General features: G+C 69.7%; 22 protein-coding genes. 11 read left to right on the forward strand and 11 right to left on the reverse strand.

Going from position 1 to position 14,103, the window contains the following annotated elements; all coding sequences use genetic code 11:
• The first annotated feature begins 64 nt into the window (after positions 1-64).
• Both ACN26Y_RS23535 and ACN26Y_RS23540 read left to right on the forward strand, forming a co-directional pair.
• On the forward strand, positions 65-595 hold the full coding sequence (locus ACN26Y_RS23535; protein WP_422733528.1) for an RNA polymerase sigma factor: 531 nt from the start codon (positions 65-67) through the stop codon (positions 593-595).
• Positions 592-1,158 (forward strand): hypothetical protein, encoded by a 567-nt coding sequence (locus ACN26Y_RS23540; protein ID WP_422733529.1) that lies wholly within the window; start codon positions 592-594, stop codon positions 1,156-1,158. The genes ACN26Y_RS23535 and ACN26Y_RS23540 overlap by 4 nt, the downstream gene beginning before the upstream one ends.
• Positions 1,159-1,362: 204 nt before the next feature.
• Here the strand turns inward: ACN26Y_RS23540 and ACN26Y_RS23545 are convergent, their stop codons facing one another.
• On the reverse strand, positions 1,363-2,067 hold the full coding sequence (locus tag ACN26Y_RS23545) for a VOC family protein (RefSeq protein WP_422733530.1): 705 nt from the start codon (positions 2,065-2,067) through the stop codon (positions 1,363-1,365).
• 145 nt (positions 2,068-2,212) lie between these two features.
• Between ACN26Y_RS23545 and ACN26Y_RS23550 the strand changes: the two genes are divergently transcribed.
• From ACN26Y_RS23550 to ACN26Y_RS23565, 4 genes are all read left to right on the forward strand, one after another.
• Positions 2,213-2,641 (forward strand): hypothetical protein, encoded by a 429-nt coding sequence (locus tag ACN26Y_RS23550; RefSeq protein ID WP_422733531.1) that lies wholly within the window; start codon positions 2,213-2,215, stop codon positions 2,639-2,641.
• The gene (locus tag ACN26Y_RS23555) at positions 2,635-2,862 is read left to right on the forward strand and encodes a helix-turn-helix transcriptional regulator (protein WP_155332375.1); all 228 of its coding nucleotides are present in this window, start codon (positions 2,635-2,637) and stop codon (positions 2,860-2,862) included. The genes ACN26Y_RS23550 and ACN26Y_RS23555 overlap by 7 nt, the downstream gene beginning before the upstream one ends.
• Entirely contained in the window at positions 2,859-3,836 is a 978-nt protein-coding gene (locus tag ACN26Y_RS23560) for an NAD(P)-dependent alcohol dehydrogenase (protein ID WP_155332376.1), read from the forward strand. Before ACN26Y_RS23555 ends, ACN26Y_RS23560 begins: the two co-directional genes overlap by 4 nt.
• An 88-nt stretch (positions 3,837-3,924) precedes the next feature.
• Positions 3,925-4,284: a hypothetical protein gene (locus tag ACN26Y_RS23565; protein ID WP_155332377.1), complete on the forward strand. Its 360-nt coding sequence runs from the start codon at positions 3,925-3,927 to the stop codon at positions 4,282-4,284.
• 149 nt (positions 4,285-4,433) lie between these two features.
• Here the strand turns inward: ACN26Y_RS23565 and ACN26Y_RS23570 are convergent, their stop codons facing one another.
• Positions 4,434-5,381 (reverse strand): alpha/beta hydrolase, encoded by a 948-nt coding sequence (locus ACN26Y_RS23570; RefSeq protein WP_422733532.1) that lies wholly within the window; start codon positions 5,379-5,381, stop codon positions 4,434-4,436.
• 25 nt (positions 5,382-5,406) lie between these two features.
• Here ACN26Y_RS23570 and ACN26Y_RS23575 point away from each other — a divergent pair, with 25 nt between their 5' ends.
• Positions 5,407-5,919 carry an STM3941 family protein gene (locus ACN26Y_RS23575; RefSeq protein WP_155332379.1) on the forward strand — a complete coding sequence of 171 codons (513 nt, stop codon included), beginning with the start codon at positions 5,407-5,409 and terminating at the stop codon, positions 5,917-5,919.
• Here ACN26Y_RS23575 and ACN26Y_RS23580 read toward each other — a convergent pair.
• Positions 5,901-6,329, reverse strand: a complete 429-nt coding sequence (locus ACN26Y_RS23580) for a DUF2716 domain-containing protein (protein ID WP_370463270.1) — start codon at positions 6,327-6,329, stop codon at positions 5,901-5,903. The genes ACN26Y_RS23575 and ACN26Y_RS23580 overlap by 19 nt on opposite strands.
• Between ACN26Y_RS23580 and ACN26Y_RS23585 the strand changes: the two genes are divergently transcribed.
• A complete protein-coding gene (locus tag ACN26Y_RS23585; protein WP_155332380.1) occupies positions 6,222-6,926 on the forward strand; it encodes a pentapeptide repeat-containing protein in 705 nt (234 codons plus the stop codon). The two genes, ACN26Y_RS23580 and ACN26Y_RS23585, sit on opposite strands and share 108 nt — an antisense overlap.
• Before the next feature lie 71 nt (positions 6,927-6,997).
• Here ACN26Y_RS23585 and ACN26Y_RS23590 read toward each other — a convergent pair whose 3' ends face one another.
• The gene (locus ACN26Y_RS23590) at positions 6,998-7,249 is read right to left on the reverse strand and encodes a hypothetical protein (RefSeq protein WP_155332381.1); all 252 of its coding nucleotides are present in this window, start codon (positions 7,247-7,249) and stop codon (positions 6,998-7,000) included.
• A 215-nt stretch (positions 7,250-7,464) separates the two neighbouring features.
• Between ACN26Y_RS23590 and ACN26Y_RS23595 the strand changes: the two genes are divergently transcribed.
• Positions 7,465-7,896 carry a RidA family protein gene (locus ACN26Y_RS23595; protein WP_155332382.1) on the forward strand — a complete coding sequence of 144 codons (432 nt, stop codon included), beginning with the start codon at positions 7,465-7,467 and terminating at the stop codon, positions 7,894-7,896.
• A gap of 76 nt (positions 7,897-7,972) precedes the next feature.
• Here the strand turns inward: ACN26Y_RS23595 and ACN26Y_RS23600 are convergent, their stop codons facing one another.
• Together ACN26Y_RS23600 and ACN26Y_RS23605 are read right to left on the reverse strand one after the other, a co-directional pair.
• Entirely contained in the window at positions 7,973-8,230 is a 258-nt protein-coding gene (locus tag ACN26Y_RS23600) for a DUF6069 family protein (RefSeq protein ID WP_422733533.1), read from the reverse strand.
• A gap of 67 nt (positions 8,231-8,297) precedes the next feature.
• Positions 8,298-9,275, reverse strand: a complete 978-nt coding sequence (locus tag ACN26Y_RS23605) for an RNA polymerase subunit sigma-70 (protein ID WP_422733534.1) — start codon at positions 9,273-9,275, stop codon at positions 8,298-8,300.
• Positions 9,276-9,400: 125 nt separating this feature from the next.
• Between ACN26Y_RS23605 and ACN26Y_RS23610 the strand changes: the two genes are divergently transcribed.
• On the forward strand, positions 9,401-9,940 hold the full coding sequence (locus ACN26Y_RS23610; protein WP_422733535.1) for a GNAT family N-acetyltransferase: 540 nt from the start codon (positions 9,401-9,403) through the stop codon (positions 9,938-9,940).
• Positions 9,941-9,976: 36 nt separating this feature from the next.
• On the opposite strand, the gene ACN26Y_RS23615 is transcribed toward ACN26Y_RS23610, so the two are convergent.
• From ACN26Y_RS23615 to ACN26Y_RS23630, 4 genes are all read right to left on the reverse strand, one after another.
• Positions 9,977-10,402 (reverse strand): VOC family protein, encoded by a 426-nt coding sequence (locus ACN26Y_RS23615; protein WP_155332385.1) that lies wholly within the window; start codon positions 10,400-10,402, stop codon positions 9,977-9,979.
• Between the two features lie 13 nt (positions 10,403-10,415).
• Positions 10,416-11,312 carry an ArsR family transcriptional regulator gene (locus ACN26Y_RS23620; protein WP_422733536.1) on the reverse strand — a complete coding sequence of 299 codons (897 nt, stop codon included), beginning with the start codon at positions 11,310-11,312 and terminating at the stop codon, positions 10,416-10,418.
• 208 nt (positions 11,313-11,520) lie between these two features.
• Positions 11,521-12,093, reverse strand: a complete 573-nt coding sequence (locus ACN26Y_RS23625) for a dihydrofolate reductase family protein (protein ID WP_422733537.1) — start codon at positions 12,091-12,093, stop codon at positions 11,521-11,523.
• A 72-nt stretch (positions 12,094-12,165) separates the two neighbouring features.
• Positions 12,166-12,588, reverse strand: a complete 423-nt coding sequence (locus ACN26Y_RS23630; RefSeq protein WP_422733538.1) for a MarR family winged helix-turn-helix transcriptional regulator — start codon at positions 12,586-12,588, stop codon at positions 12,166-12,168.
• A gap of 87 nt (positions 12,589-12,675) precedes the next feature.
• On the opposite strand from ACN26Y_RS23630, the gene ACN26Y_RS23635 reads away from it, so the two are divergent.
• The gene (locus ACN26Y_RS23635) at positions 12,676-13,674 is read left to right on the forward strand and encodes a quinone oxidoreductase family protein (protein WP_422733539.1); all 999 of its coding nucleotides are present in this window, start codon (positions 12,676-12,678) and stop codon (positions 13,672-13,674) included.
• A gap of 87 nt (positions 13,675-13,761) precedes the next feature.
• On the opposite strand, the gene ACN26Y_RS23640 is transcribed toward ACN26Y_RS23635, so the two are convergent.
• Positions 13,762-14,100 (reverse strand): winged helix-turn-helix transcriptional regulator, encoded by a 339-nt coding sequence (locus tag ACN26Y_RS23640; protein WP_422733540.1) that lies wholly within the window; start codon positions 14,098-14,100, stop codon positions 13,762-13,764.
• Positions 14,101-14,103 lie beyond the last annotated feature (3 nt).

The raw sequence follows: 14,103 nt of genomic DNA on the forward strand, positions 1-14,103 counted from the left end.
TGTCAGATCACCACTTGGAGGACCGGTGCCAGATGCTGAGCGGTCAGCGGCGGAACGACAACGCTTGACCGACCTGTTCCACCGTCATGGCAACGACATCTACGCCTACGTCTGCGATCGCCTCGGAACGGATGACGCGCACGACCTTGTCGCCGACGTCTTCCTCGTAGCCTGGCGTCGACTGCCGGCGGTCAGGCCCGGCGAGGAGCGTCCCTGGCTGTTCGGCGTCGCGCGTCGGCTGATGCTTGAGCATCGCCGGCTCAGCGCCACGCACGCTGCCCTGCGGACCAGGCTTGAGGGGATCGGTGAGCCGCGCGTCGCCGGCATGGCGGCCGTCGTCGACGAACGGACCCGCGTTGCCGCTGCGCTGCAGGAGCTGCCAGAGCCGGACCGAGAGGTGCTCCTGTTGCGTTACTGGTACGACCTGAGCAGCAAGGAAGCGGCCAAGGTGCTCGGCTGCACAACCGCCACCTTGGCGGTGCGTCTGCACCGCGCCCGCCGCAGGTTCGAGCGCGTGTACGAGGCCGGCGAACAACAGGATCAGCAACCGGCGCTGGACAAGACGTTCACCATCTACGCGAGGGGGCAGGTGTGAAGCTGGACCGCAAGTCAACCGGTGCCCGCATCGCGGGAGCTCGTCCTGACGTCCGGCCCGACTTTGTTCGTACCGCACCTGGTTCGGCATTGCTGGCTCGCCTTCTGGAGACACCCCGACCTGCGGTGGAGCAGCGATCCAAGCGGCGGGCGGTGACGGTAGGCGCGGCGGTGGTGCTCGGCACGCTTCTTGCCGGCGGGGCGACGGCTGCGATCGGCGGCTATGGCGCACCGACAGCGCCGTCGGAGGCACTGCCCGCCAACGCCGACGCCTTCCTCTGCGCGACCGCCGGCCTGCGCGGCATGGGTGAGGTGCCGGCTCGGGCGGGCGAAACGCCCGTCGACGCCTGCCGACGAGGGTGGGAGAAGGTGTTCGGGGGTGATGCGCCGACGCACCTGTACGGGTGTGTGAAGCGGGCAACGGCAGGCCCGACGCCTGGGACGGAGCCCTCGACCACCCCGGCGTGGGGTGCGGTGGTCTACGTGGTTGACGGAGACCAGTTCAAGGACGCGGCGCGGACGTGCGGCTCGGTCGGCATGTTCGTGGCACCTGCGCGCCGGTGAAAATGCGTGACGGGGGAGACAGCATCTCCTCCCCCGTCACGCATTTATCTACACGCACACGGATCAGGGCCAGTTGGGCTTCCTGATGAGTGCAATCAAACGCTACGTAGAGTGGGCACGGGGATTCTGGGATGCGATAGGAGCTGCGGCGGTCATGTTCAGCGACGTGGTCGACCACTGAGGCGTTCCGGTTGACCCGGGCGATCAGTTGTCTCTCAGGCAGAACTCGTTGCCGTCGGGGTCGGCCAGCACGACGGCGCCGTCCTCATCGACCTCCAGCCGAGTGGCCCCGAGAGAGACCAGCCGCTCGACCTCCGCCCGCTGGTCGCCACCGGCCACGGCGAGGTCGAATCGCTGCCGGTTCCTCCCCTTCTTCGGGGCCACCGGCGGACCGCCCCAGGCGACCTTCGTGCCACCGTGCGGTGACTGGATCGCGGTCTCCTGGTCCTGGTCCCACACCAGCGGCCAGCCCAGCGCGTCGCGCCAGAAGAGGCCGACCTCCCGGGTGCCGTCGCAGGCGAGTTCGCCGAGCGGGCCGCACCCGGCGAGGAAGGTGTTGCCGGGTGCGATCACGCAGAACTCGTAGCCTTCGGGGTCGGCCAGGACGACGTGCCCCTCATCGGGGCGCTGCCCGACGTCGAGGTGGCCGCCACCGAGCCGCAGCGCCGTCGCCACCCGGTGCTGCTGGTCGGCGGGGCTGTCGCTGGTCAGGTGCAGGTGCATGCGGTTCGGCCGCACCAGCTCCGCGCGGCTCGACGCGAACCGGAGGCTGAGCTGGGTGTCGTCGCCGGGCAGGAGCGCACCATCGGCGTCCTCGACGATCTCCCGGCCGAGCATGCCGGCCCAGAACTCCGCCAGGCGAGCCGGGTCGCGGGCATCGAAGGTCACCGACAGCAGCCTCGAGGTCATCGCCTCACGGTAGGCACGGGCCAGCAGGGCAACAAGCCAATAACGCCGGTCACCGGGACTCCCCGCGCATGTAAAAGTTTCTAGACACGGCGTCAAAGACGCTTTACTCTGACCATGTCAAGGATTCTTTACATGGGAGTCGGTCATGACGCACGAGGAGAAACGCGCCTGGACCATGCTGGTCGTCAGCGCAGTCGGGTACGCCGTCTACGTGGCCGTCGTCCTGAGCCGGGTCGACGGCGGGCCGCTCGCCGCCACCCCCTACGCCGGCGTTCTGCTGTGGACGGTCGGCGGCGCCATCGTCGCGAACATCGTGGCCGAGATCGGGATGGGCGTGGTGAACCCCCGGGCGTCCCGCGCCAAGGACGTGCGCGACCGGGAGATCGGGCGGCTCGGCGACCACGTCGGCCAGGCGTTCGTGGTCGTCGGCGCGGTGTCGGCGATGCTGATGGCGTTGGCCGAGTGGGACTGGTTCTGGATCGCCAACGTCGTCTACCTGTGCTTCGTCCTGTCGGCGGTGGTCGGCTCCCTGGCGAAGGTGATCGTCTACCGCAGGGGTGTCCCGCAGTGGTGAAGCCGACCCGCGTCACGAACAGCATCCGCGCACTGCGCTTCGCGCACGACGAGATGACCCAGGCCGAGCTCGCCGAGCGGATCGGCGTGACCCGGCAGACCGTCATCGCCATCGAGCAGGGCCGCTACTCGCCCTCGCTGGAGATGGCGTTCCGGATCGCCCACGTGTTCGACGTGCGGCTCGACGACGTGTTCCAGTACCCCGAGGAGGCGGCACCGTGAAGGCCATCGTCCAGGACACCTACGGCCCGGCGGACGTGCTCCGACTCCGCGACGTCGACCGGCCGACCATCGGCGACGGGGACGTCCTCGTCCAGGTCCGCGCGGCCGGGGTCGACCCCGGGGTGTGGATCTTCATGACCGGCCGCCCCTACCTGGCGCGGCTGGCCAGCGGGTTGCGCCGGCCCCGGGTGCCGGTGCGCGGCCGGGACCTGGCCGGGGTGGTGACCGCGGTCGGCGCCCGGGTGACCCGGTTCCGGCCGGGCGACGAGGTGTACGGCACCTCCCTGCGCGGCTCGTACGCCGAGTTCACCAGCACGCCGGAGCGGCGGCTGGCCCGCAAGCCGGCCAACCTGTCGTTCGCGCAGGCCGCCGCGGTGCCCGTCTCCGGGATGACGGCGCTGCGCGCGGTCCGCGACAGCGGCGAGGTGCGCCCGGGGCACCGGGTGCTGGTGATCGGCGCGTCGGGCGGCGTCGGGTCCCACGCCGTGCAGATCGCCAAGGCGTACGGCGCGACAGTGACGGGCGTCTGCGCCCCGGCCAGGGCTGACGTCGTACGCGCCCTCGGCGCCGACGACGTCCTCGACTACACGCGCGAGGAGATCGACCGTGACGGCCCGGTCTACGACGTGGTCATCGACACCGGCGGTGACCGGCCGTTCTCACTCCTGCGCCGTGCCCTCACCCCGCGCGGGACGCTGGCGCTGGTCGGCGGCGCGTACACCAAGGGCCCGCTGCTCAGTGGCTACGACCGGCAGATGGTCCGCGCGCCGCTGCTGTCCCTCTTCGTCGGCCAGCGGCTGCGCAGCGTGAGCGCCATGGAGCGGACCGAGGACCTGGACACGCTGCGGGAGCTCATCGAAGCCGGTGCACTGACCCCGGCGGTCGACCGCAGCTATCCCCTCGCCGAGGCAGCGCACGCCATCCGGCACCTCAGGGAGGGGCACCCGGCCGGGAAGGTCGTCGTCACCATCTGACCTGCTGGTCGTCGCTGGCCTGGTGCGGCCCGGAAGCCCCACACCGCCGCGCTGATCAGCGCTGCCCGACGCGCCGCTACGCTGAGGCATGCTCGAGGCCGGTAGCCGCATGCGTAACCAGCCGCCCCCACCGGCCGCCGTCTTCGAGGCACTCACCACGCCCGACCGCGATCCACGGCGTCCCTGGCTGCGGCTGCTCGATGACGAACAGGCACCCCGGGTCCTCCGCGCCGAGCACCCGCACCTGGTCGTCTGGTCGTCGCTGTGGCCACGGCGGCCAGACGCCGAGGTGCATTTCCACCTGGCGTTTGACGGTATCTACGGAACCCAGCTGCGCTGGACGCTCCTGGTCGTCGAGCCGCTACCGGACCCGTCGCTCCTCGGTCACCTGCGCAAGCGCCTCAACTTCCTGATCAACGAGAACCTGCGTTCCACGTTCGGCCAGTAGGCCAACCATCCCCGACACGGCACGCCCACCGGGTCAGGCCGACCACCGTCGCCAGGCGCGCCACACCCGCCGGCGCAGTTGCGGTCCGTTGGGGTCGCACCGGGGTCAGCTCCCCGACGGATGATGGTTCTCGCTGAGTGGCGGCTGGCTCAGGCGTTGGCAGGGTCCTCTCCGGCTGCGGGCAGGTAGCAGTCGCTGGCCAGGATCAAGGCGATGCTGTCTCGGCTCTTCGTGGTGGTGAGGCTGACCGTGATCCCTGTTCCGGGATCCCGCATGGAGACTGCGCCTCGGGTGCCGTCGGCGAAGATGCGGTCTTCGGTCACTTCGTAGCCTTGCTGCCGCCACCTGTCTCGGATCCGGTGCAGCGAGGTGATCTGGTCGGCTGGGGCGACGGGTATCCCGGCGAAGCCGCTCAACGTCCAGCGGCCGTCGTCGGCGATCTCGCCTCGCTCGCCTACGCAGGGCGAGGTGTTGGTCCGCCAGTCATTCAGCGGGATGCCGACGGTGGTGGCGACGGCCTGAGCACTAGCCTCGGCCAGGCCTTTCACCTCGGCGGTGGCTCTGGTCTGCAAGGAGTCGTCCTTGCCGCGCGAGATGCCGCCACCGGTGCAGGCGGTGAGGATCATCAGTACGGCTGTGAGGGCGGCAGCATGCCGCCAAGCCGCCCGGTGGTGGAGGGTCATGGCGTTTCCCCGTGGTCGAGTACGGCCAGAACGGGCCAACGATAGGCAGGCCGGTGAGCCAGGTGGCGTGCTCCTCGGGCCGGGCGACCAAGGTGTCGTCGGCTGCGGCTCCGGCCCACACCTGCTGGGTGTCTCGCTGGCGTCGTCGACGCGCATGCCGGGGCTGCCGACGGCGATCATGTCGTCTGCGGCGAGGCCGTCACCGGTGCTGGCCGCCTCTACCAGGACGGTCGAGCCGTGACTGTGCCCGAGGACGGTGACGTGGCAGGACGTGCCGTCGTGGGCGGCGCGAAGTCCGTCGACGAAGCCGTCGAGGGCGCGGGCGCCGGCCTCCGCGTCGAGTTCGGTGACCCGGCGCGCGGTCTGCGGCAAACGAGGATGGTTAGCTGTTCGTCGATCACGTGACGGCGTCATGGTTGGACGGCAGTACGCTCTCGTCGTGGAAACGGTCCGCGTTTACGCTCCCCGATCGACGCTGCTGCTTCTGTTGCTCGCCTCCGCCGCCTTCGTGTTAGCGAGTCTGTGGATCATTGATGCCTCGCTCGGTGGGTTCGTCGGCATTGTCGTCGCGGTGGTCGGCATTGCGTTCTTCGGCCTGGCCGGCGTCTATTTTCTCCTCGAACTGGCCTATCGGCGACCGACCCTGCAGGTCGACGCGGAGGGCATCACCGACCGGGCGTCATTGGCCTCGGCTGGCCGGCTCGGTTGGCGCGAGATCGGCGTCGTGAAGATCCACTCCGTCGGGGGGCAACGAATGCTGGCGGTTCTGCCGCATGACCCGAATGCGGTGATTGCCCGAGCCGGGTTCGTCCGCCGCGCCCTCCTGCGGATGAACTATGCATCCGGCTTCCCGCCGGTCAACGTGCCAGAGTCCGCCCTGCCGTACTCGCTGGAGGCGCTCATCGACGAGATGCGCCGGCATAACCCCGAGCTTCAGGCGTCCACCCATTGACCACGCCACCGCGACGCAGGCAACGTACAGACCTCCCACCACGAGCCCGGTAGCGATCGGCGAACGGCGGCGATCGCGTCGAGCAGCTCAGCACCGAAAATGCACAGCGACGACTCCCACGGATGTCCGAAGGAGCCGAACCGGAAGTCCTCCGACAGGTAGATGTGATAGTCCCCGTCGGGATACGGCGACAACGGCCAGCCTGGCCGCCCTGGCGGGTCAAGAGGCTCCAGGATACGGCAGCGCGGGTGGTGCGGCGTGTGCCAGGCGGTGGACACGACGCCCGCGGCTAGAGTGCGCGGATGGCTGCGCGGACGTCTCGTGGTAGTGGTTCGGGTGTCGCCCGCTATCGGGTGCCGGCGAAGCCGAGACCGCCGGCCTCGCTGCAACGTGCTACAGCCGAAGAGCACAGGTTTGAGCCCGAATCGACGTTCCGACGGCTGGCATTCGTCGATCTCGACCTGTCCGGGCAGGCGGCCGACGGAGTGGAACTCGCGCAGTGCCGATTCAAGGGCGCGGACCTCAGCGGTGTCCAGCTCGACGGGGCAGCCATCACCGACTGCCTGTTCGAGAGTACGAACCTGGCGAACCTGCGGGCGGAGAAGTCGTCCATGATCCGGACTCGACTATCGACGCTTCGGATGACGGGCGTGCACTGGATCAACGGGGCGTTGCGCGACGTGACGGTGTCCGAGTGCCGGCTGGACCTGTCGTCGTTCCGGTTCACCAACTTCACCGACGTCACCTTTGACGACTGCAACCTGACCCGGGCGGACTTCCAAAACGCGGACCTGACCGGCGTGCGCTTCACCCACTGCGACCTGACCGGCGCCCAGTTCTCCCAAGCGACGATGAACGGCACCCGCTTCGCCAACTGCCTGCTCTCCGGGATCGGCGGAGTGACCAGCATGGCAGGAGCAGCCATCGCCCACCAAGACCTCGCGGCGTTGTCCTACACGCTGGCGGGCGCGCTCGGGATCCACATCGAGGACGCCGCCAGCGAATAGGCCGTCGGCCGCAGGTGCCGGGGCCGCTCACTCGCGGGTCCAACTTGACAACTTCGGTCTTCTCCGGGAGGTCACGCCACACCGCTCGACTGCATCACCGCAGGCCAGAGCCCTCTGCCCTGCCCAAACTCGGTGAGCACTTCGGGCGCGGTGACCACTTCGCCAACCTGCACCCAATCTGCTTTCACTTGCAAGGCAAAGGCATCCAGCGGCTCCTTGCCGCCGCGACCCGCGCGAACTCCCCCACCAGCCAACATAGAGCGCGGTCGACTGCTGCCCAAGACCGTGGAGCACTCCGTGTGAACGCCGATCTCGCCCTGCATCAAATTCGCACCGCTCGTCCAACCCCTCGGAACGTCCTCGGCCGAGTGCTCCGGCATCGGCCAGTTCGTGATGAACGCATCCTCCGGCCAGCCCGGCAGCACCTCGCGGGTCAGCGCCGCCGCGATGACGATTAGTCACGTTCCAAGCACCGTGGGCAACTAAGGTCGGTCGTTGACAGTGGACGCCACAGCAGATGCAGAGGGGCGAGAGCGACATGGCCGGTGACATTCGTGCGGGGGAGATCGACGAGCTGACGTTCGTCAACCCGAAGGGGCTCTACGATCCTCGGCCGAACGCGTACTCGCATCTTGCGGTCTTCCCGGCCGGCTGGCGGATGATCCTTCCGGCGGGGCAGGGCGGCGAGACCGAGGACGGCGTCCTGTCGGAGGACTTCGGGACGCAGGTCCGGCAGGCGCTGTCGAACACGGAGACCGTGCTCGCCGCCGCCGGCGCCACCATGTCGGACGTGGCGAAGTTCAACCTCCTCGTCGTCGACCACGACGAGGAGAAGTTCGGGGTGGTGAAACAGGAGTTCGGTCGCGTGTGGGGTGACCGCAAGCCGGCCTGGACCCTGATCCCGGTGCCCGCCCTGGCGCTGCCCGGCATGCTGGTGGAGATCGACGTGATCGCCGTCGTGCCGCGGTGAGGAACCGCCGCCGACTCTGCGTCGGAGGTCGCTCCAGCACGCCTGACGGCGCGCGCGTCGTCCGGTGACGGAACCGTCAGTCGGTCCGGGCGCGGAGGCTTCGCGCCAGGGCGGGGATCATCACCGCCGCAGCGACGAGGTGCAGCCCGATCAGGGCGGTGACGGTGGCGGCGTCAGCCCCGAAGAGGATGGGCGGGACCAGCGAGATCGCCGTCAGCGACACCGCCGTCCACACGAATCGCTCGGCGGGGCGAGCGCTCCACCGACGAAGAGCGACCGCGATGACGATGCCCACGACCGAGAAGAAGCCGGTCACCACGGCGATCCCGGGCACCGGGATCGTCTCGCTGCTGTTGGTGACCGCGAAGTCGACGCCGACAGCCTGGTGTCATCCATGCTGTTCATGCCGTGCCGTCCGCCGGCAGGCGCTCCGGCAGCCCGAGCCGCGGGAACCGGTCGTCGTGGAATGTGACGATCTCGGTGATCTTCCCGCCGGTGACGCGCAGGACGTCGATCGCCAGCGGCAGGTACGCGCCCTCCCGCTCCCGCCAGTGGTAGAAGGCGACGGCGGGCTGCCGGTTCACGAAGGTGGGGATGCCGCGCAGGCCCGTCATGCCCTCGAAGCCGCCCTCGACCCAGTCGTTCACCACCGCGTCGCGGCCGACGTACAGGCCCGGGGTGGGCGGCATCGAGCTGCGTACGTCGTCGCGCAGCATCGCGGCGAGCGTCGGCACGTCCGTGGCCACGCTGGCCTCGGTGTAGCGGCGTACCAGCTCGCGGGTGCCGGTGTCCTCCTCGCCGCCGGTCCAGTCCTGGCGCTCGGCGGGCAGGTGCTCCCGCATGCCGGCGCGGGCCCGCTGCAGCGCGCTGTTCACGGAGTTGACCGAGTCGCCGAGGAGTTCCGCGACGTCCTTCGCCGGCCAGCCGAGCACGTCCCGCAGGATCAGCACGGCCCGCGGGCGCGGCGCGAGGTGCTGCACCGCGATGAGGTACGCCAGCTCGATCGTCTCCCGCGCGACGGCGACGGCCTCCGGCTCGTCCGCGTCGCCCGCGGGCAACTCGTCGAGCAGCCGGTCCGGGTAGGGCTGCAACCACCGCACCTCACCCCCGGTCGCCGGCTCCGGGCGGACCTTGGCCAGCAGGTCCAGGCAGGCGTTGGTGGCGATCCGGTACAGCCAGGCCCGGAACGTCGACCGCCCCGCGAAGGTTTCCCGCCGCCGCCAGGCACGCAGGAATGTCTCCTGCACGGTGTCCTCGGCGTCCTCGAACGACCCGAGCATCCGGTAGCAGTGCACGTGCAGCTCCCGCCGGTGCCGCTCCGCCAGCCCCGAGAACGCCCGCTCGTCGACCTCGCCCAGCTCCCGCAGCTCTGCAGCCATCACGTCATCCTTCCGCCTCGTGGTGTCCCGTCCTACGTATGACGGCCACGGGCCCGACAACTCATCACCGCCTGCCCGGCATTAACCGGTCGGTGGTCACGCCGGTCGGCTGTTAGCGTCGTGCCGTGTTCGCCACCGAACGGGTCCGGCTGCGCCCACCCACGCCCGACGACGCGCCGAACCTGTTCCGCCTGAAGGGCGATCCCGAGCTGCACCTGATCACCGACGGCGAGCCGTTCCTGCCGCGCCACGTCGGCCAGCTCCGGGCGTGGCTGGAGAAGCAGGTCACCCAGCCGCCCGACGGCCAGTCGCCGGTGTTGCTGCTGGCCGAGACGGTGGCCGACGGCACCTTCCTGGGTCGCGGCGTGCTGTGGGGGATCAACGCGTTCAACGGGTACGCCCATCTCGGCATCGCCCTGGTTCCCGAGGCGCGCGGCCAGGGGTACGGGACCGAGGTGATCCGGCTGCTCTGCCGGTACGGCTTCCGCAACCGCAACCTGCGCCGGCTGGAACTGGAGACGCTGGCCAGTAACACGGCCATGCGGCGGACGGCGGAGGCGTGCGGTTTCACGCACGAGGGCACCCAGCGGGAGCGCGAGTACGACGGCGACGGCTTCGCCGACTTCGTGCTCTACGGCCTGCTCCGGCGCGACTGGAAGCCGTAGCCACGACAAACGCTGCCGGACCGAGCGGTATGACTGTCAGGCATAAATATTCCTGACGGTCATATCGGTGGCAGGACAACTTTCTGTCGCCCGGCAAGGACAGTGAGGGGAACAGGTCGCCACCGGCGCCAGCAGCGCGAGGACTCCGGGGACGCCGGCCAGGACGTCGCTACGGAACGACAACCCGGCACCTCGTAGTCGATCGATCTCGGCGTCCAGGTCGTCGACAGTGAGGTGGATGCGGTTGCGTCCGGCGGTGGTGGCGTCGTCGGGCGTGGCGCGGGCGCCGGAACTTTTTGGGCCGGAGACCAGCAGCCGCAGCGGGCCGCGCACCACGTCCGCGAAGGCCGGCGCGGCACTGGTGTTCAGGACGAAGCCGAGATGGGTGGTGTAGAAGTCGACGGCCGTCTGCACGTCGTCGACGATGTAGCGGACACTGGCGTACCGTTCGGAGGCTGTCACGGCTGGATCTCCTTCAGGATCGGATGGCGCTGAGGACGGGCAGCAGGTGCCGGACGCGGGTCGCGATGACAGCCGCGGTGCGCCGGAAGGCGAGGTAGCCGGCCTGATCGGTGCCGCCGGTGGCGGCGGGGTCGGGAATGCTCCAGTGCGCCCGCCGGGGCTGATCCGGGAAGTCGGGGCACGCCTCGCGGGCTTTGTCGCAGAGACTGATGACGTAGTCGAACCGTCGACCGGACAGGGTGTCCCAGTGCCGGGGGCTCTGGGCGGTGATGTCGATGTCGAACTCCTCGCGGAGCACCCGTACGGCGTCGGCGTGCAGGTGGGGCTTGGACTGGCTACCGGCGCTTGCCGTCTCGACCTGGCCGTCGGTGTAGTGACGTAGCAGGGATTCGGCGATCGGCGAGCGGGCGCTGTTGCCGGTGCACAGGAACAGCACGCCGATGCGGGGCGAGCGAGACAGATCCGCCGGTGGCACATCTGGCGCGACGCGCTCCCGGCGCAGCGCAGGGTGCAGGGCCACCCCGGTAGCGGCGAGTGCGTCCGCGCAGCGGTCCAGGTCCAGTTGGTAGTAGCTGTCGCGGCCGTCGAAGCTGCTGCGGGCGGCCGTGACCAGCCCCGCGTCGCGCAACAGCCGCAGGTGGTACGAGACCAGGTTCTGCGGCTCGCCCACCAGCGTCACCAACTCCCGGACCCGGTAATCGCTGGCCGCGAGCTCGGTCAACAGCCGCCAGCGCAGCGGATGGGCGGCCAGTCGCGCCACGCCGGCCGGCGCCGGGTGGCCCTGGGCGACCACCGTACGCGCCAGAGGCCGGCACCGGACCTCGGCCGGCGCGACGGCGTCCGCTTCGACCAGCGCGCGGGCCGCCCCGCGCAGGTAACCCAGCTGGAGGTACGCCCGCGCGACATCCACCAGGTACGCGGCCCGATACTCGGCCGGCAGCCGCCGCCACCGCCTCCCGCTGCGTGACCTTCACATGCCGGTGCACCGCTCCCCCGGCGTCCCTCAGCTCGACCGCCACCACCACCCGAGCCAGCTCGACGGCGGCCGGCTCGAAGCCGGTCCGATGGGGATCGGCGCCCGCCCTGACTGCGTGGCCCTCGGCAAGTGCCAGGACTAATCACGTCAAGCCGTTACTCGCGGGCCGGTATCGCAGGGCGACCGCCCCCGACCGGAACTCATGGCGATCCACGAGCTCGAGCTGGATGCGCTCGCGCAGACCGGCGAGCAACGTCGGCCCGTGTCCGGCAAGGACCGGCTGCACAAGGAACGCGTACTCGTCGATCAGTCCCAGATCCGCCAACGCCAGAGGGAGCGTCACGCCACCCACGAACAGGCCTTCGCCTGGCTCCTGCTTGAGCCGCTGAACCGCTTGCCCCAGGTCGCCTCGCACCAGCTCGGCATTCCAATCGGCCCCGCTCAGCGTGCTCGACACGACGTACTTCTTCGCCCGGTCGATGGTCTCGGCGAACGGGATCTCCCACTCATTCATCCAGTCAGGCCACGTGCCCGTGGCCGGCTGCCGCCACGCCGACTCCATCATCTCGTAGGTCACCCGGCCGAACAGCAGGGCGTCGGCTCGTTCCATCTCAGCGGTCCAGTAGCGCATCGACTCCTCGTCCGGGGGGAGCCCTGCCTCGTGATGGCAGCAGCCGTCGAGTGTGACGTTGATCGAGTATCGAAGTGGTCTCATCTCGTTGCTCTCCCCTGATGCGCGCAGCGCATCATTGCTCTCGGCTACGGCGTGGCCGGCTCCTACCGGCGGTCAGCCCAGTGCTTTGCGCAGCAGCGCCGTCAACTGGTCCTGTTCGTCGGGTGAGAGTCGTCCGACCGCGGTGCGGGCGAAGGTGAAGGCCGTCGCGAACCGCTGGTTGATCTCGTTTCCCCGAGGGGTTCGCGCGACCAGTCGTGCGCGGCGGTCCCGGGGATCCGGTTCGCGGGCCACGAGGCCGAGCGCTTCGAGACGCGCGACGATCTGGGTGATGTTGGAGGCATCGCAGCCGAGTTCCTCGGCCAGGGCGCCCATGCCGCGTCGCTCGTCGAGTCGCCCCAGCACACATGCCTGCGCCGGGCTGAGCGACAACTCGGCCGCGGCCGCCTCGTAGGCGCGGTCGTAGATGTCGACCAGGTCGAACATGGCAGCCTCGGCCTCGGACGAGGTGGTTGCGGGTCGGTTCGACAGTGCCACGGCTCCCAGCCTAGAACAGTTACTTGATTCGCTCAACTAGTCGTGATCGAATGGTCCTTGATTCACTCAAGTAACGGAGGAGGGCGGATGGACAGCAGAGTCGAGCGCACCGCGAGCGGTGCGATCGTGGAGCCGCAGATGAACGCGATGGTCCTTGACCGGTTCGGCGGCGTCGACGAACTCTCGCCGCGCCGGATGCCGCTCCCCGAGGTCGGGGACGACGACGTCCTCATCCGGGTGGAGTTCGCCGGGGTCGGGTCCTGGGATGCGGTCGAGCGGGAGGGGCACTACGACGGCGCCTTCGGCGTCGCGTCGACCTTCCCCTACGTCCTCGGCTGGGACGCGGCGGGCCGGGTCGCCGCGGTCGGGCGCGACGTCACCCGGTTCGACGTGGGTGACCGTGTCTACGCCGCGTCGATGCCGGTGCCGCGTGGCGGCTTCTACGCCGAGTACGGCGTCGTCGAGGCGGAGTTCGTGGCGCGCGTGCCCGACCGGATGCCAACCGAGCAGGCCGGCCCGATGGCGTGGGATGCCCTGACCGCGCTGAGCGGTCTCGACCTGCTTGGCCTGCGGCCGGGCCAGACACTCATGGTCTTCGGAGCCAGCGGGGGTATCGGGCACATGGCCGTGCAGCTGGCGCGGCACAGCGGCATCCGGGTGTTGGCCGTGGCCTCCGGGGACGACGGTGTCGCCCTGGCCCGGCGGCTGGGCGCTGACCACGCCGTCGACGGTCGCCGAGACGATGTGCTGGCTGCGGCGTCCGCATTCGCGCCGGACGGGCTCGATGCGGCTCTGGTCACCGTGGGAGGCGAGACCGCCGAACGTTCCCTTGGCGCGATCAAGAGCTCGGGGCGGATCGCCTGGCCGAACGGCGTCCTGCCCGTGCCGGTGACGCCGCCGAGCGCGACATTGTCCCATTACGACGGGGATCGAAGCCGCACCGCCACCGATCGGCTGAACGCGATCATCGAGGCGAGCAGCTTCGAAGTCCACGTCGCCCGGACCTTCCCGTTCGAGCGGGTCAAGGATGCGCATCGCGCCCTGAATGATCACTATGTCGGGAAGCTCGCCCTCAAGGTCGGATAGGACGCCGCGAACGGCCCGAGGCTCCGGCGGATCACCGGGTAAGGCCGACCAGCCCCGCCAGGCGTGGCGCGCCTCGTCGTCGGCCGACTAATGCGGTCGGTTGGTGGTGATGCGCGCCATGTGCCGCTCGCCCCAGTCGCCGAGGGGGACGAGTGCCCGGTTGAGCGAGGCACCGAATTCGGTGAGCGAGTATTCCACCTTGGGTGGCACCTGTCGGTAAACCTCGCGGTGTACGAGCTCGTCAGCCTGCAGCTCGCGCAGCTGCTGGATGAGCATCTTCTCGCTCACTCCGGGCAGCCCCCGACGCAGCTCGGCGAAGCGCCGGGGCCCCGCGTGCAGCTCCCACAGGATCAGGGCCTTCCACTTGCCACCGACCACATCGACTGCCGCGTCCAGACCGCAACTGTACGGCCCGCGTCCTGCCATTTC

Origin of the sequence: Micromonospora sp. WMMD558, assembly GCF_049315255.1 — a bacterium.
Lineage (GTDB): Bacteria > Actinomycetota > Actinomycetes > Mycobacteriales > Micromonosporaceae > Micromonospora.

Bases quoted from the DNA above. Each gene is read 5' to 3' on its own strand.
- ACN26Y_RS23625 (WP_422733537.1), bottom strand. From the start codon at position 12,093: ATGAGACCACTTCGATACTCGATCAACGTCACACTCGACGGCTGCTGC.
- ACN26Y_RS23635 (WP_422733539.1), top strand. From the start codon at position 12,676: ATGGACAGCAGAGTCGAGCGCACCGCGAGCGGTGCGATCGTGGAGCCG.
- ACN26Y_RS23595 (WP_155332382.1), top strand. From the start codon at position 7,465: ATGGCCGGTGACATTCGTGCGGGGGAGATCGACGAGCTGACGTTCGTC.
- ACN26Y_RS23565 (WP_155332377.1), top strand. From the start codon at position 3,925: ATGCTCGAGGCCGGTAGCCGCATGCGTAACCAGCCGCCCCCACCGGCC.
- ACN26Y_RS23605 (WP_422733534.1), bottom strand. From the start codon at position 9,275: ATGGCTGCAGAGCTGCGGGAGCTGGGCGAGGTCGACGAGCGGGCGTTC.
- ACN26Y_RS23590 (WP_155332381.1), bottom strand. From the start codon at position 7,249: ATGCAGGGCGAGATCGGCGTTCACACGGAGTGCTCCACGGTCTTGGGC.
- ACN26Y_RS23570 (WP_422733532.1), bottom strand. From the start codon at position 5,381: ATGACGCCGTCACGTGATCGACGAACAGCTAACCATCCTCGTTTGCCG.
- ACN26Y_RS23550 (WP_422733531.1), top strand. From the start codon at position 2,213: ATGACGCACGAGGAGAAACGCGCCTGGACCATGCTGGTCGTCAGCGCA.
- ACN26Y_RS23640 (WP_422733540.1), bottom strand. From the start codon at position 14,100: ATGGCAGGACGCGGGCCGTACAGTTGCGGTCTGGACGCGGCAGTCGAT.
- ACN26Y_RS23585 (WP_155332380.1), top strand. From the start codon at position 6,222: ATGGCTGCGCGGACGTCTCGTGGTAGTGGTTCGGGTGTCGCCCGCTAT.
- ACN26Y_RS23545 (WP_422733530.1), bottom strand. From the start codon at position 2,067: ATGACCTCGAGGCTGCTGTCGGTGACCTTCGATGCCCGCGACCCGGCT.